Source organism: Enterobacter sp. Taxon_2 (assembly GCF_058355295.1).
This window is the reverse complement of sequence record NZ_CM178024.1, coordinates 1-15,867: the sequence shown is the minus strand read 5'-3', so window position 1 is coordinate 15,867 and position 15,867 is coordinate 1. Positions and strand designations below refer to the sequence as shown.

The following is a 15,867-nucleotide window of genomic DNA, read 5'->3' as shown; positions in this document are numbered from 1 at the left end:
GCCTTTGCGCCCCCCGAACACCCATCAGGCGAGTTCGTTATCGGGTCGTATTCTTAAAATGGGTCTGCAACCGGGCTTTTCAAGCGCGACGACTGCACTTTTTTTTGCACTTTCCTGCATCTCGCTTAGACTGGGACAACAGCACAAAGGGTTAAATTGCGATGGCTGCCACAGTGCGGGGTTATCGGGCTATCCATTTTGGTTAAGGCTCGTTATAACCCTGAGTTGCAGGTCTATGCAGTGCCATTAACGATGACTGAGTGATGATGAAAAATGTTCTGATAAAGCTGACGACGTTCAGCGGGGTTGTTTTACTTTGCGGGTGTTCGAGCGTGATGTCTCACACCGGCGGTAAAGAAGGAACATATCCGGGGACGCGCGCCAGCGCGGCGATGATCTCCGATGACGATACAAACTGGGGCACCAAATCCCTGGTTATCCTGGATATGCCGTTTACGGCCGTGGCGGATACGCTTTTGCTGCCGTGGGATATGTTTCGTAAGGACAACTCCGTGCGCTCACGGGTAGAAAAAAGCGAGCAGGAGAATCTGGCGACAAACGCCGTTATCCCGCCCGCAGAGATGCCTCCACGCTAGTTCTGCGCGGTTTCCGTTAACCAAAGTTGACGGAAACCCCCTGTCTCTTCCATCCACGCAATAAAGCGCCCGTCCGGGGAAAACACGACGGCATCAGCAGACGGCGGATTGCCGTGATCGGACGTCAAAAACGTCACCTCTCCGGTCTGCGCGTCGCAGCAGGCGATCCGGTTTTCGAGCACAAATCCCAGTCGGTCACCCGCCGGATGCCAGTTAAACGCAGACTGAATATCGCTCCCGTTACGCGTCAGCTGCCGAGGCTCACCGCCCTCAAGCGAGATCAGCCACAGCTGCACAATGCCGTTATCGTCGCGCATCAGAAACGCGAGCTGCGTCCCCTGCGGGTTGCTGCGAACCCAGTGACGCGGCACGTTCACCAGGCCCGGATAGGCCCTCTGATGCGTAAAGGTCAGACGACGCTGCATCACCCCGGCAGGCGGAGCTGGCAGGGTCTCTGCCGTGCCCTGCAGCGGCGCATCGCCCGCACGCTTCCAGCCCTGCTCGTCTTCCGGCAGGTCGACGATAAACAGTTCCGGGACTTTTTCGCCCTGCGCAGAGAGGGTATCGCCGATAAACGCCAGCCTGGTGTTGCCCACCCAGCCCTCTTCATAGGCGCGGTTAATCTCGTCGCTGCCCGGCTGCGGGTCGGGCGTCGTGCGGCTGACCAGCACGCTCCAGTAAGCGCCCGGGTATTCGCGGGGATGGTTCCCCTGCGGGTTCACCGGGCCGTAAGGCGCCGCCACGCCGACGTTGCGTAAATCGAGCTTCGGATCGCGCTCGTGCAGGACATGGTCGTTATAGGTAAAGCTGACGAGCCGGCCATTCGGGCTGAAGACATGGACGTGGCTGCCGCCGCGCAGCGCGCCTGCGGTGTAGGGCGCAGTGATATTCATCGCGTCAAGATTGCTCACCTGACCGTTACAGGCAATGACTCCCTGACGATGATGAAAATCATAGTGCCAGTCTGCATCCGGGTTTTTCGGGCCGTGGATAAAGACGTATTTGTCCTGTGCAGGATGAACGGTCACCACGCCAACGTGCGCGCCATCGGTGGCGCGATAGATCACCTCCACCTCACCCGTCGCGACGTTGACCCGCTCAATGGTTTCACCGGTGAACGATGCACCGGACGGGCGCACGTCATAGACCAGCCACTGGCTGTCTGGCGTCCAGGTATTGATGTTGGTCAGCTGGTGGTTGCGGGAAGCGAAGGTGATTTGTTTCATGAGGATACCCTGATGCACGGTGAGTGCATCAGGGTAAAACATCCGCAGGGATTAGCCTACTCGTTTCACATCACCCACCAGCAGGATGTAGGAAAGCGCGCCGATCAGCGCCACGGCAGAGATATAGACCAGCGCCGGGCCGAAGCCGTAGTCCTGCGCCAGGTAGCCGATGACCAGCGGTACGGTGATCCCACCCAGCCCGCCGACAAAGTTGAACACGCCGCCGGTCAGGCCAATCAGCCGCATCGGCGCGAGGGAAGACACCAGCGACCAGGTGATAGAGGCGAAACCGTTACCGAAGAACGCCACCGCCATCAGGGCCATAATCCACACCGGATCGTTGGTGTAGTTGGCGCCCATGATGCAGGTGGAGATCAGCAGCCCGCAGATAATCGGCGTTTTACGCGCCACGCCCAGCGAATAGCCTTTTTTCACCAGCTTATCGGCCAGCCAGCCGGAGAGCAGTACGCCGAAAAACGCCGCGAGGAACGGCACGGTGGTCATAAAGCCCGCCTTCAGCGCCGTGATGCCCTTTTCCTGGGTCAGATAGTTCGGGAACCAGGTCAGGAAGAACCACAGCGTGGAGGTCACCGCGAACTGGCCCAGATAAACGCCCACCAGCTTACGGTGGAAGACCAGCTTCCAGTCCGCTTTGGTCAGCGGCTGGCGCGCCTCTTTTTTCACCGGCGCATCACCGTCCACCAGGCCACCGCCGTCGCGGATGTAGTCCAGCTCGGCTTTGGTGATGCTTTTGGTCAGACGCGGCGGCTGGTAGACCTTGAACCAGATCAGCGACCAGATAATGCCAATCCCCCCTGTGACGATGAACACCCAGTGCCAGCTCAGCAGCTCCTGAATCCAAATCAGCAGCGGCGTCAGGAACGCCAGACCAACAAACTGCCCGGAGGTGTAAAAGCCAACGGCGGAAGCGCGCTCGTGTTCCGGGAACCAGCTGGTCACCATGCGGTTATTGGTCGGAAACGCGGGCGCTTCGAAAACCCCGGTAATGGCGCGCAGGCCAATCAGCGACATCAGCCCGGTCGCGAAGCCCTGGAAAAGGGTCGCCACGGACCAACCGAAAATGGCGATAAAGTAGGTCAGACGTGAACCCACGCGGTCAAGGAACCAGCCGCCGGGGATCTGGCAGAGCGTATACAGCCAGGCAAACGCCGAGAAGACGTAACCCATTTCCGCTTTGGTGATGCCAAACTCTTCCTGAATATGGGCCGATGCCACGGCAAGGTTGGCGCGGTCGACATAGCAAATGACCACGGTAATAAAGATCATAATCAGCGTCAGGTAGCGGCGACGCCCGGTTTTTGTAGCGGTAACTGGAATATCCATCGCAATCTGTCTCCAGATTTTGGGCATAGCGAAGCCGCTCACCATGCCCTGTAATTTACAGAGGGTTATATTTTTGTATTAACGATTTTTGCCCGGTGGCGAAGCGCCAGCCGGAGAGTTACCACTCGGCTACGGAACCGTCTTCATGACGCCACAGTGGATTACGCCAGTCCGGCGCATGTTTACTCAGCTCAATGACTTTGGCTTCATCAATCTCAACGCCAAGGCCCGGCTTCGTTAACGGTTTAAAGAAACCGCCTTCCATGCTGAAGTCTTCTTTATTTTTCACAAAATCGAGCAGTTCCGCGCCCTTGTTATAGTGAATCCCCATGCTCTGTTCCTGGAACACCGCGTTGCGGGAGACAAAGTCGACGTGCAGGCAGGCCGCCAGCGCAATCGGTCCAAGCGGACAGTGCGGCGCCAGCGCCACATCGTAGGCTTCGGCCATCCCGGCAATTTTGTAGCATTCGGTGATGCCGCCCGCGTGAGAGAGGTCCGGCTGCAGGATGGCAATGCCGCCCGCTTCCAGCACGCGTTTAAACTCGAAGCGCGAGAACATGCGTTCACCCGCTGCGATGGGAATGTGCGTCTGTTCAGCCAGTTTCGGATAGTACTCGGCCTGTTCGGCCAGCACCGGCTCTTCGATAAACAGCGGACGATACGGCTCCAGCTCTTTGATCAGCACTTTGGCCATCGGCGCGCTAACGCGGCCATGAAAGTCCAGGCCAAATTCGATCTCGTTGCCGAAGGCTTCACGGATTTGCGCGACAGTATTCACCGCGCGATCCACCGCGCGCGAGTTGTCGATAACGCCCATCTCTTCGCAGCCGTTGAGTTTGAAGGTGTCAAAACCGATGTTGCGCAGTTGCGTGATGCCGTCGATCACTTCCGCAGGACGGTCGCCGCCGACCCAGCTGTAGGCTTTAATTTTGTCGCGCACCAGGCCGCCCATCAGCTGCCAGACCGGCGCGTTCAGCACTTTGCCTTTGATATCCCACAGCGCCTGGTCGATACCGGCGATGGCGCTCATCAGGATCGGCCCCCCGCGGTAGAAGCCCGCGCGGTACATCACCTGCCACAGGTCGTTGATGCGAGCCGGATCCTGGCCAATCAGGTATTCCCCCAGCTCGTGCACCGCGGCTTCTACGGTGCGCGCACGTCCTTCAATTACCGGTTCGCCCCAGCCCACGACCCCTTCATCGGTTTCGATTTTCAGGAACATCCAGCGCGGGGGTAAACGGTACGTGGTGAGTTTGGTTATTTTCATTTCACTGCCTCTCGATACGCTTTCACAAATGCTGCCGCCTGCTGTGCGGTACGTTCCACGGACTGACCGGCGCGATACAGATCGCTGCCCAGCCCCGCGCCCACACAGCCCGCGCTCATCCACTGGCCCAGGTTTTCTGGCGTTACGCCGCCCACGGCAAAGACCGGCACGCTGGCGGGTAATACCGCTTTCAGCGCTTTGATGTAGTCCGCTCCAAAAGCCGATGACGGGAAAATTTTGAGCGACTGTGCGCCCGCGTCCAGAGCAGTAAAGGCTTCCGTGGCGGTGGCGCATCCAGGGCAGACGGTCATGCCGTAACCCACCGCGCGGCGGATCACCTCAGGCTGAATGTTGGGCGTGACGATAAGCTTACAGCCCATCTTTGCCAGCCGATCTACCTGCTCAGGCCGTAACACGGTGCCTGCGCCAATCAGCGCCCTATCGCCGAAGGACTCCACCACGGCCGGAATGCTTTTTTCCCACTCCGGAGAGTTAAGCGGGATTTCCACAGCGTCGAACCCGGCGTCGATAACCGCGCCGACGTGGGCTAACGCCTCGTCGGGCGTGATGCCGCGCAAAATCGCGATAAGGGGAAGATCAGTTTGCCACTGCATGAGCGATGCTCCTTATTCCTGCCTGAAATGCCGTGTCGCCGGATACCGTTGAAACGTTACGTCCAACGGCGCGAAACGCCTGCTCATAGCGCGACGTTAGCGATGTGCCAGCGACAAGGGTGATGGCCTGCCCGTGCGCGACGAAATCACGCATGCTGGCGACCTCTGCGCCAATCAGCAGGCCGGAGAGAAACTCGCTGACCTGCTCGCGCGGGAGATTTCCCAGCACGTGCGAGGCGCGAACCTCAAAAAGCTGCGGCAAAACATCAGGAGAAGCGATCCCACGTTCAAGCCCGGCAGCAAACGCCTCTGACGAGGCTTCCTGCTCCGGCAAACCGGCTCCCACCAGTGAATGATTGAGCAGCAAATGGTGCAGCTCGCCGGTCATCACGGTGCGAAAATCGTGGATTTGCTCAGCGTCGGCCTGGACCCACTTGCAGTGCGTTCCGGGCATGACGTAGACAGAAGAAGGAGAAAGCGTGCGCGCGCCAAGCAGCTGCGTCTCTTCGCCGCGCATCACGTTGTGGTTATCGTCGCGAGAGACGCACAAACCGGGAATAATCCAGATATTGTCGCCAACGGACGTTAACTGCTCGCCAATCGCGGAGAAATGGGCAGGAACCGGTAGATAAGGCGCTATCTTCCAGCCAACGTTGCTGCCGACCATTCCCGCCATGACCACCGGCGTGGCGCTATCGCGCCAGTTTTGTGTGACCTCTGCTAACACCGCCTCGGGGGATTTACCGTTCAGGCGCGTCACGCCTGCTTCTGATTGCCTGCTCTCCAGGCATTGCTCGCCCTGGTACAGCCAGGCGCGCAGATTGGTCGATCCCCAGTCAATTGCGATGTAGCGAGATGTCATGTGATTTCCTTCAGCCTTCGTGTCGAGCTGGCAATCATGGTAAGCGCCGCCTGCTCTGCCGCATCGCCGTCCTGATGCCGTATCGCATCGAACAGCGCTTTATGTTCCTGGAGCGTTTTCGGCATGTTGGCCTCATCGCCCATCCAGGTACGTTCAAATACTGCTCGCTGTAGCGAGCTGATCGCCACGCTAAGCTGCTGTAATACCGGGTTATGCACCGACTGCAGCACCGCTTCGTGGTAGCGAATATCCGCCTCGTTAAACGCCTCCCGGTTCTGGTTATTGGCGATCATGTCGTTTAAAGCCGACTCAATCTGCGCCAAATCGCCAGAGGTTGCGCGCTCCGCCGCCCAGCGGGCGATGGCCGGTTCAACCAGGTTTCGGACTTCGCTCATCGCACCGATAAGCCTTGGGTCGTAATCGTTTTCCAGCACCCACTGCAGTACGTCGGTATCGAGGTAGTTCCACTGATTGCGCGGGGCAACAAACGCGCCGCGATAGCGCTTCATTTCAATCAGCCGCTTCGCCATCAGCGAGCGGAAGACTTCCCGGATGATGTTGCGCGAGGTTTCAAACTCCTCACACAGTTCGGCCTCTGCAGGCAGCGGCGAACCGGGAACGTATTTGCCACCCACAATCTGGGTACCCAGCGTAATGACGATGCGATCGGTTTTATTGAGAGTCATGGAGAGTCCTTGTGCTCTGTATGTCCATCACTACTTTACCGCGACCGCTGAATTTCACCTCACTTTTGCAGTACAAACGTGAGGGCGTTCGACTTTGCTGTAGTGAAAATGTAGTACAATTAATAATTGTTGTACTACAATCAAGATCACAAAAAGAACAATTCGATAAATTCAGCGCAAAAAAAAGCCCCGGTTGATAACCGAGGCCGATGATTAGAAATAAGCGTTACTGCAGCACAAACTTCTCGATCGCGTAGGCAACGCCGTCTTCCAGGTTGGATTTGGTCACGAAGTTGGCCACTTCTTTCACCGACGGAATGGCGTTATCCATCGCCACGCCCATGCCCGCGAATTCAATCATCGCGATGTCGTTTTCCTGGTCGCCCAGCGCCATGATCTCTTCCTGTTTAATCCCCAGCGCATCAGCGAGCGATTTCACACCGGTGCCTTTATTGACGCGTTTATCAAGGATTTCGAGGAAGTACGGCGCACTTTTCAGCACGGTGTATTTCTCTTTCACCTCGGCCGGAATGCGTGCAATCGCTTTATCCAGGATCTCCGGCTCGTCGATCATCATCACTTTCAGGAACTGGGTGGCAGGGTCCATTTTCTCCGCTTCACAGAACACCAGCGGAATGGTCGCAACGTAGGATTCATGCACCGTGTAGTAGCTGATATCACGGTTGGCGGTGTAAAGCGTATTGCGATCGAGGGCGTGGAAGTGGGACCCCACTTCCCGGGACAGTTTTTCCAGGAACAGATAGTCATCGTAGCTCAGCGCGGTTTGCGCAACCGTACTGCCATCCGCGGCTTTTTGCACCAGCGCACCGTTATAGGTGATGCAGTAGTCGCCAGGCTGATTCATGTGCAGCTCTTTCAGGTAGCTGTGCACGCCCGCATACGGACGCCCCGTGGTCAGGACCACATTCACGCCCTTTGCGCGTGCCGCAGCGATCGCGTTCTTAACGGCTGGAGAGATAGTGTGGTCTGGCAGCAACAGCGTGCCGTCCATATCGATTGCAATAAGTTTGATAGCCATGAGTTCCCCGGGATAAATGAGTGCTGCCTCATGCTAACGCGATTAAGCACACAAAAATAGAGCTACATTGCGCAACAAAAGCCCCCTTTTACGCTTATCCCGGAGAACAAAGACCTACTCGCGGGTGAGAACGATTTTACCGAACGCGCCGCGATCGAGATGTTCAAACGCCTGTTCAAGCTCGTTAAAACGGTAGCGATGCTCAATCACGGGTTTCAGTCCGGTGACGTCAACAGCGCGGACGAAATCTTCCAGCGCCCGGCGGTGTCCCACGCCGATCCCCTGAATGACGGGGGATTTCAGCAACAGCTCGCCAGCAGAGAGGGTAATCTCCGTCCCGGCCAGCACGCCAATAACGGAGATACGTCCGTGAACGGCAACGGCACGCAGGGAGTGCTTCAGGTTCTCTCCCCCCACGGTTTCAATAATATGGTCGATGCCGCGATCCTGCGTGAGCGCCAGCGTATTTTCAGCCCAGTCGCCTTTCAGGCGGTTGATGCCCTGGCTGGCCCCCAGTTTTTTGGCGAGCGCCAGCTTTTCATCGCTCCCGGACGTGACAAATACCTCTGCGCCGTGCGCTTTTGCAATTTGCAGGGCGAAAATCGCCACCCCGCCCGTGCCCTGCACCAGGACCGATTGCCCGGGGCGCAGCTGTCCGCGTTCCACCAGCGCGAACCAGGCGGTAAGCCCTGCGCAGGGTAAGGTACTGGCCTCGGCGTCATCCAGGGTCTCCGGGGAGGCCACCAGCGCGTCTTCCTTCACAATCACATACTCGGCCAGCATTCCCTGGAAGTATCCGCCGGATGTTTTATAGGGCAAATTGCGCGCGTCCGCCTGCGGTTTACCGTCGATCCATTCCGGGAAGAAGGTTGAGATAACGCGAGCGCCGGGCTGGAAGCGCGTGACGCCTTCACCCACGCAGTCTACGACGCCCGCCATGTCAGACGCCGGGGTAAACGGGAAGGAAAGCGGGATTGGCATTGTGCCTTCAACAACCATTTTATCGCGATAGTTAAGCGCAACGGCATTCACCCGCACGCGCACTTCACCCGGGCCTGGCTGTGGAGCGGGTGCCTGAGTCAGCTTGAGGTTCTCGCGCCCGAGGGCGTCCATGGACCAGCGTTGCATTGTCTCTGTCATTTTATTTCTCCTGCCATCAGATGAGCTTTAGTCCTGACAGTCTACCGTTGACTAAAGGTCACCAGTGGCGATAAGTTTTCTCTTTATTGACGCCATAATCGATACAATCCATGACCGATACGCTGAAGGATATTCCTGTTTTTGTGGCCGCCGTTGAGGCGGGAAGTTTCGCTCAGGCCGCAATTCGCCTGCATTTGTCACGCTCGGCGGTAGGGAAAAGCATCGCTCGCCTTGAAGAGCGGCTGGGGGTACGTCTTTTTCACCGCACCACCCGTAGCCAGAGGCTGACCGATAACGGCGCTCTTTTTTATGAACGCTGCCTGCGCGCGCTGGAGGAGATTCGGGGCGCGGAATCGCTGCTTGAAACAGGGAAACAGCAGGTCAGTGGCCGCCTGCGCGTTGCCATGCCGGTGCTGTTTGGTCGCCAGTGTGTCGCCCCGCTGCTGATAGCGCTGGCGCAGGAACACCCCGGGCTTGAACTGGAAATGTCATTCAGCGACCGGGTGGTGGATCTCGTCGAGGAAGGGTTTGATATGGCGGTGCGTAACGGCACGCTTCAGGACAGCAGCGTGCTGGTCGCCAGAAGGCTGGGAGAACACCGCATGGTGCTATGCGCCGCGCCGGATTATCTGCAGAAGAAAGGCCAACCGCAAAGCGTAGCTGATTTACCCCAGCATACGGCGATTAACTATCTGCGCGCAGGCAGAGTGCTGTCCTGGCAGTTGATGGATAACGAAGGAACGTCGCACACCTTTACTCCCCGGTCATCACTTAATATGGATGATTTGCAGGCGATCTGCGACGCTGCGCTGGCCGGACACGGCATTGCATGGCTGCCCTGCTGGATGGTCGTTAAAGATATTCACCAGGGTAAACTCGTCCCGCTCCTGAAGCAGGCACCGGACGTGCATTTCGACGTTCATGCGGTGTGGCAGCAGACGCCGCATCTGCCGCTGAGGGTAAGAATGGCGATAGATACGCTGGCGAGCCGTTTACCGTCCGCAATGTCGCTGAATATGCCTGCGCCCATAAAAAAGCCGCGCTAAAAGCGCGGCCAGTTATCGTGCGGTTTCAAACCGATTAAATATCGATATTTGCCGCTTTCAGGGCGTTCTCTTCGATGAAGGCACGACGTGGTTCAACCGCATCACCCATCAGGGTCGTGAACAGCTGGTCTGCAGCAATCGCGTCTTTAACAGTGACACGCAGCATGCGGCGGCTTTCCGGATCCATGGTGGTTTCCCACAGCTGCTCCGGGTTCATTTCGCCCAGACCTTTATAGCGCTGGATCGCGAGGCCACGACGGGACTCTTTCACCAGCCAGTCCAGCGCCTGCTCGAAGCTGGCTACCGGCTGACGACGTTCGCCACGTTCGATGAACGCATCGTCTTCGATCAGGTCGCGCAGCGTCTCGCCGAGCGTGCAGATACGACGGTATTCCGGACCGGTGACAAACTCGTGCTCCAGCGGGTAGTCGGTATCAACGCCGTGGGTGCGCACGCGAATAATAGGCTCGAACTGCTTATCGGCGTTCTGCTGAACATCGCATTTCCACTGGCTGCCGTGCTGCTCTTTCTCGTTCAGATCGGTCACCAGAGCGTTCACCCAGCGGGTCACGGTCTGCTCGTCGCTCAGATCGGCTTCGGTCAGGGTTGGCTGATAAACCAGCTCCTTCAGCAGCGTTTTCGGATAACGGCGTTCCATACGCGTGATCATTTTCTGCGTGGCGTTGAACTCGGACACCAGACGCTCCAGCGGCTCACCGGCCAGCGCAGGGGCGTGCGAGTTTGCGTGCAGGGTCGCGCCATCAAGCGCAATTGCGATTTGGTACTGATCCATCGCTTCATCGTCTTTGATGTACTGTTCCTGCTTGCCTTTCTTCACTTTGTACAGCGGCGGCTGGGCAATGTAGACGTGGCCACGTTCAACGATTTCAGGCATCTGACGATAGAAGAAGGTCAACAGCAGCGTACGAATGTGCGAGCCGTCGACGTCCGCATCGGTCATGATGATGATGCTGTGGTAGCGCAGTTTGTCCGGGTTGTACTCGTCACGGCCAATGCCGCAGCCCAGCGCGGTGATTAGCGTCGCCACTTCCTGAGAAGAGAGCATCTTGTCGAAACGGGCTTTCTCAACGTTGAGGATTTTACCCTTCAGCGGCAGGATAGCCTGGTTCTTACGGTTACGGCCCTGCTTCGCAGAGCCGCCCGCGGAGTCCCCTTCCACGAGGTACAGTTCGGACAGCGCCGGGTCGCGTTCCTGGCAGTCAGCCAGCTTGCCCGGCAGGCCGGCTAAGTCCAGCGCGCCTTTACGACGGGTCATTTCACGGGCTTTACGCGCCGCTTCACGGGCACGCGCCGCATCGATAATTTTGCCCACCACGATTTTCGCGTCGGACGGGTTTTCCAGCAGGTATTCGCTCAGCAGTTCGTTCATCTGCTGCTCAACCGCTGATTTCACCTCAGAAGAGACCAGCTTGTCTTTGGTCTGTGAGGAGAACTTCGGATCCGGCACCTTCACGGAGACAACGGCAATCAGGCCTTCACGGGCATCGTCACCGGTGGCGCTGACTTTCGCTTTCTTGCTGTAGCCTTCTTTGTCCATGTAGGCGTTCAGGGTACGGGTCATCGCCGCACGGAAGCCTGCAAGGTGAGTACCACCGTCACGCTGTGGAATGTTGTTGGTGAAGCAGTAGATGTTTTCCTGGAAACCGTCGTTCCACTGCAGCGCCACTTCCACGCCGATACCGTCTTTTTCGGTGGAGAAGTAGAAGATATTCGGGTGAATAGGCGTTTTGTTCTTGTTCAGATACTCAACGAACGCCTTGATACCGCCTTCGTAGTGAAAGTGGTCTTCTTTGTTGTCACGCTTGTCGCGCAGGCGAATCGAGACGCCGGAGTTCAGGAACGACAGTTCACGCAGGCGTTTCGCCAGGATGTCGTACTCGAACTCGGTGACGTTGGTGAAGGTTTCGAGGCTCGGCCAGAAACGCACCATGGTACCGGTTTTGTCGGTGTCGCCCGTAACGGCCAGCGGTGCCTGCGGCACGCCGTGCGTATAGAGCTGACGGTGGATTTTGCCTTCGCGCTGGATAACCAGCTCCAGCTTCTGCGACAGGGCGTTTACTACCGAAACACCTACGCCGTGCAGGCCGCCGGATACTTTATAGGAGTTATCGTCGAACTTACCGCCTGCGTGCAGGACGGTCATGATCACTTCCGCCGCGGAGACGCCCTCTTCCGGGTGAATACCGGTTGGTATGCCACGACCGTCATCGGTGACGGAGACGGAGTTATCCGCATGGATGGTGACCACGATGTCTTTACAGTGACCCGCGAGCGCTTCGTCGATAGCGTTATCTACCACCTCGAATACCATGTGGTGCAGACCGGTGCCGTCATCCGTGTCGCCGATATACATACCCGGGCGCTTACGCACCGCATCCAGCCCTTTCAGGACTTTGATACTGGAGGAGTCATAAGAATTCGACATCAACGTTTCTCGCTCATTTCAACTTGGGTTAATCCGTTATTTTACCCTTTTCCACGGTAAACATCTTCGAATTTTCGTCCGACATGTCTATAACGTGTTCAGCGCTAATGGCGCTGACGAAAACCTGCGACTGCGTGGCTTTTAAGCGGCTGGCAAGCAGCCCGCGCCGCGCGTCGTCAAGTTCCGAGGCAAAATCATCTATCAGGTACAGGCAGCGCCGCCCGCTCTCGCGGGTGAGAAACTCCCCCTGTGCCAGACGTAGCGCACACATCAGGAGCTTGAGCTGCCCGCGCGACAGCGTGTCTTCCACCGGCGCGCCGTCGGCACGAATGCGGAAATCCGCCTTGTGCGGGCCGTGCGCGGTGTAGGTCAACATGCGGTCGCGCTCGAAGTTTCTCTCTAACACCTCGGCATAATCCGTCTCTTTCTCCCAGCCGCGCTGGAAGGAGAAGGTGAGAGAGAATTCGGGTAAAAACTGTTTGCAGGTGTCGGCCATGTCTTCGGCGATACCTGCGCTGTATTCGGCACGCCAGCGGCTGATCTGTTCCGCAAGAGGAATTAACTCCATGTCCCACGGACGCAGCTGAGCGTAGCGCGTCACCTGGCGCAGCGCGGCGTTACGCTGCTTGAGCAGACGCTTCAGGTTGCTCCAGGCGTTAAAAAATCCGGCTTCGTTGTGAAAGCATCCCCAGTCGAGGAACGCTCTTCTGTATTTGGGGCCGCCGTTGAGTAAAGTAAACCCCTCCGGCGTTATCAGCTGCATTGGCATCAGCAGCGCCAGCTCCGCCACCTTATGGCCGTCGGTACCGTCGATGCGCACCTTACTGTCGCCCTGCTTGTCTTTGGTCAGGCCGATGGCGGTTTCCCGCTCCGCCCCCTGCAAACGCCCGTGCAGAACAAAAGATTCCTGTTCGTGGCGGATGACGCGACCAATCTGCAAACTGCGAAACGCCCGGCCATGGCCGAGCGTATAGATGGCCTCAAGCACGCTGGTTTTGCCGCTGCCGTTCGCGCCAACCAGGAAGTTAAAGCCAGGGGATAAAGCGAGATCCGCGCTTTCGATATTGCGAAAGTCGCGGATCAACAGACGGGTGAGCGACATTACAGTCTCATTGGCATGACAACATAGGCAGCCGACTGTGATGCGGCATCTTCAATCTGTACGCTCGAAACGGAGTCGGTCAGCAGGATGCGCACGTTCTCGCATTTCAGCGCGTTCAGCACATCCAGCACGTAGCTGACGTTGAAGCCGATTTCCATCTCAGCCCCGGCGTAGGTGACGTCCAGAATCTCTTCTGCCTCTTCCTGCTCCGGGTTGTTAGCGGTGATTTTGATCTGGTTTTCACTCACGTACAGGCGCACGCCGCGGAATTTCTCGTTAGAGAGGATCGCGGCACGGGCAAAGGCCTGCTTGAGGCTGTCGCAGCCTGCTTCCAGCGTTTTGTCCGGGTTCTTCGGCAATACGCGGCGATAATCCGGGAAACGACCGTCAACCAGCTTCGATGTGAAGACAAAATCGCCCACGTGGGCGCGGATGTTATTGCTGCCGATCTGCACGCGCAGCGGCGTGTCGCCACCGTCGAGCATACGCATCAGCTCAATCACCCCTTTACGCGGCACGATCACCGAATGGTTTGGCAGTGAATCGCCAATCGGCATAGAACAGACCGCCAGACGGTGGCCGTCGGTGGCCACGGTACGCAGCTCTTCACCTTCGGTTTCGAACAGCATGCCGTTTAAGTAGTAACGAACGTCCTGATGCGCCATGGAGAACTGCGTGGCTTCAATCAGACGCTTCATCGTCGCCTGTGGCAGAGTGAATTCAACTTCGCTCTGCCAGTCGTCCAGGTTCGGGAAGTCCGCAGCAGGCAGCGTGGAGAGCGAGAAACGGCTGCGGCCAGAGCGCACCAGCATACGGTCGCCTTCCAGCTGCACGGCGATTTCAGCGCCTTCCGGCAGCCCGCGGCAGATATCAAAGAATTTACGTGCCGGAACCGTGGTCGCGCCCGCGTCGTGCGGCTGCGTCAGCGTAACGCGCGCGATCATTTCCATTTCCAGATCTGTACCGGTCAGCGACAGCGTACCGTCCGCGACCTGAAGCAGCAGGTTTCCGAGAATAGGCAGCGTTGGGCGGCCACCTAATGGGCCACTCACCTGTTGCAGCGGTTTTAATAAATGTTCACGTTCAACGGTAAATTTCATAGCGTCACGATGATAATGTTCTGATTAGATTGGAAAAATCTTCTTTTATGTCGTGGCTTTCTTCGCGTAACTGCTCAATCTTGCGACAAGCGTGCAACACGGTCGTATGGTCACGGCCACCAAACGCATCCCCGATTTCCGGCAGACTGTGGTTGGTTAACTCCTTTGCCAGCGCCATCGCCATCTGACGCGGACGCGCCACCGAGCGGGAACGACGTTTAGACAGTAAATCTGCCACTTTGATCTTGTAGTACTCAGCCACTGTCTTTTGAATATTGTCGATAGTGACCAGTTTTTCCTGCAATGCCAGCAAATCGCGCAGCGCTTCACGCACAAAATCGATGGTGATCGCACGACCGGTGAAGTTGGCATTGGCGATAACGCGGTTCAGTGCCCCCTCCAGCTCACGCACGTTGGAGCGCAGACGCTTGGCAATGAAGAACGCCACTTCGCCCGGCAGGCGAATGTCGTTTTCATCGGCTTTCTTCATCAGGATCGCGACGCGGGTTTCCAGCTCCGGTGGCTCGATCGCCACGGTCAGGCCCCAGCCGAAGCGGGATTTCAGACGATCTTCAACGCCGTTGATCTCTTTTGGATAGCGATCCGAGGTCAAAATGATCTGCTGATTACCTTCCAGCAGGGCATTGAAGGTGTGGAAAAATTCTTCCTGCGATCGTTCTTTATTGGCAAAGAACTGAATGTCATCGATCAGCAGCGCGTCAACGGAACGATAGTAGCGTTTAAACTCTTCGATCGCATTGTTTTGCAGGGCTTTTACCATGTCCTGAACGAAGCGCTCGGAGTGCATATACACCACTTTGGCATTGGGCTTGCGCGCCATAATGCCGTTGCCCACCGCATGCAGCAGGTGCGTTTTACCCAGACCCGTGCCGCCATAAAGGAACAGCGGGTTGTAGGCCCCACCGGGGTTATCAGCAACCTGGCGAGCCGCCGCGCGCGCCAGCTGGTTCGACTTACCTTCAACGAAGTTATCGAACGTGTGTTTCACGTTAACGTTAGAGCGGTAGGTTGGCTCAGCCGGTGCGGGAACATTATCCCAGCCCTGACGAGCGGGGACGACGCGAGGGGCCGGAGCAGGAGCGGCCTGAGCAGGCGCTGCGACGTTCACGGTTTCACGAACGGTTTGGGTGACCGGCTTTGTACCCACTTCAAAGCGCAGCTGTGGGGCATCTGACCCGCAGAAATCGTTCAGCAGTCCATTGATGTTATTAAGGTACTTGTCCCTTACCCAATCGAGCACAAAACGGTTTGGCGCATACAAAGCCAGCGTGTTATCGCTCAGTTCCGCCTGCAACGGGCGGATCCACATACTGAATTCTGTGGCTGGTAACTCATCCTGCAATCGGGCAAGACACTGCTGCCAAAGCGAAAGTGACAC

Annotated in this window: 14 protein-coding genes and 1 other annotated feature (1 of these 15 only partly in view); of the genes, 2 read left to right on the top strand and 12 right to left on the bottom strand. The window is 57.4% G+C overall.

What is annotated here, in order from left to right; translation table 11 throughout:
- Positions 1–14 (bottom strand) — a sequence feature (ROSE (Repression Of Heat Shock gene Expression) occurs in the 5'-region of heat shock genes and acts as an RNA thermometer to modulate expression.); it reaches 58 nt to the left of the window's first position.
- 249 nt (positions 15–263) lie between these two features.
- The gene (locus AC4IC4_RS00070) at positions 264–596 is read left to right on the top strand and encodes a YceK/YidQ family lipoprotein (protein ID WP_024907391.1); all 333 of its coding nucleotides are present in this window, start codon (positions 264–266) and stop codon (positions 594–596) included.
- Here AC4IC4_RS00070 and AC4IC4_RS00065 read toward each other — a convergent pair.
- From AC4IC4_RS00065 to AC4IC4_RS00030, 8 genes are all read right to left on the bottom strand, one after another.
- Positions 593–1,822, bottom strand: a complete 1,230-nt coding sequence (locus tag AC4IC4_RS00065; RefSeq protein ID WP_491471937.1) for a YidR family protein — start codon at positions 1,820–1,822, stop codon at positions 593–595. The genes AC4IC4_RS00070 and AC4IC4_RS00065 overlap by 4 nt on opposite strands.
- Before the next feature lie 51 nt (positions 1,823–1,873).
- Positions 1,874–3,211, bottom strand: a complete 1,338-nt coding sequence (locus AC4IC4_RS00060) for an MFS transporter (RefSeq protein ID WP_080350511.1) — start codon at positions 3,209–3,211, stop codon at positions 1,874–1,876.
- 73 nt (positions 3,212–3,284) lie between these two features.
- A complete protein-coding gene (gene dgoD, locus AC4IC4_RS00055; protein ID WP_024907394.1) occupies positions 3,285–4,433 on the bottom strand; it encodes a galactonate dehydratase in 1,149 nt (382 codons plus the stop codon).
- Positions 4,430–5,047: a 2-dehydro-3-deoxy-6-phosphogalactonate aldolase gene (locus AC4IC4_RS00050; protein ID WP_491471936.1), complete on the bottom strand. Its 618-nt coding sequence runs from the start codon at positions 5,045–5,047 to the stop codon at positions 4,430–4,432. Before AC4IC4_RS00050 ends, dgoD begins: the two co-directional genes overlap by 4 nt.
- Complete coding sequence (locus AC4IC4_RS00045; protein ID WP_491471935.1) at positions 5,031–5,909, bottom strand: 2-dehydro-3-deoxygalactonokinase; 879 nt, start codon at positions 5,907–5,909, stop codon at positions 5,031–5,033. Before AC4IC4_RS00045 ends, AC4IC4_RS00050 begins: the two co-directional genes overlap by 17 nt.
- Positions 5,906–6,595 carry a D-galactonate utilization transcriptional regulator DgoR gene (gene dgoR, locus AC4IC4_RS00040; protein ID WP_003861109.1) on the bottom strand — a complete coding sequence of 230 codons (690 nt, stop codon included), beginning with the start codon at positions 6,593–6,595 and terminating at the stop codon, positions 5,906–5,908. The genes AC4IC4_RS00045 and dgoR overlap by 4 nt, the downstream gene beginning before the upstream one ends.
- Positions 6,596–6,821: 226 nt before the next feature.
- Positions 6,822–7,634: a sugar-phosphatase gene (gene yidA / locus AC4IC4_RS00035; RefSeq protein ID WP_023309809.1), complete on the bottom strand. Its 813-nt coding sequence runs from the start codon at positions 7,632–7,634 to the stop codon at positions 6,822–6,824.
- Positions 7,635–7,748: 114 nt separating this feature from the next.
- Positions 7,749–8,774: a zinc-dependent alcohol dehydrogenase family protein gene (locus tag AC4IC4_RS00030; protein ID WP_491471934.1), complete on the bottom strand. Its 1,026-nt coding sequence runs from the start codon at positions 8,772–8,774 to the stop codon at positions 7,749–7,751.
- A 110-nt stretch (positions 8,775–8,884) separates the two neighbouring features.
- Here AC4IC4_RS00030 and AC4IC4_RS00025 point away from each other — a divergent pair, with 110 nt between their 5' ends.
- Positions 8,885–9,820 (top strand): LysR family transcriptional regulator, encoded by a 936-nt coding sequence (locus AC4IC4_RS00025; RefSeq protein ID WP_491471933.1) that lies wholly within the window; start codon positions 8,885–8,887, stop codon positions 9,818–9,820.
- Between the two features lie 34 nt (positions 9,821–9,854).
- Here AC4IC4_RS00025 and gyrB read toward each other — a convergent pair whose 3' ends face one another.
- Genes gyrB through dnaA form a run of 4 tightly spaced genes read right to left on the bottom strand, consistent with a single transcriptional unit; the run spans position 9,855 to position 15,867 of the window.
- Complete coding sequence (gene gyrB / locus AC4IC4_RS00020) at positions 9,855–12,266, bottom strand: DNA topoisomerase (ATP-hydrolyzing) subunit B (RefSeq protein WP_024907871.1); 2,412 nt, start codon at positions 12,264–12,266, stop codon at positions 9,855–9,857.
- A gap of 28 nt (positions 12,267–12,294) precedes the next feature.
- Positions 12,295–13,368 carry a DNA replication/repair protein RecF gene (gene recF / locus AC4IC4_RS00015; RefSeq protein WP_032648574.1) on the bottom strand — a complete coding sequence of 358 codons (1,074 nt, stop codon included), beginning with the start codon at positions 13,366–13,368 and terminating at the stop codon, positions 12,295–12,297.
- The gene (dnaN, locus tag AC4IC4_RS00010) at positions 13,368–14,468 is read right to left on the bottom strand and encodes a DNA polymerase III subunit beta (RefSeq protein WP_008500170.1); all 1,101 of its coding nucleotides are present in this window, start codon (positions 14,466–14,468) and stop codon (positions 13,368–13,370) included. The genes recF and dnaN overlap by 1 nt, the downstream gene beginning before the upstream one ends.
- Positions 14,469–14,472: 4 nt before the next feature.
- On the bottom strand, positions 14,473–15,867 hold the full coding sequence (gene dnaA / locus AC4IC4_RS00005; RefSeq protein ID WP_491471932.1) for a chromosomal replication initiator protein DnaA: 1,395 nt from the start codon (positions 15,865–15,867) through the stop codon (positions 14,473–14,475).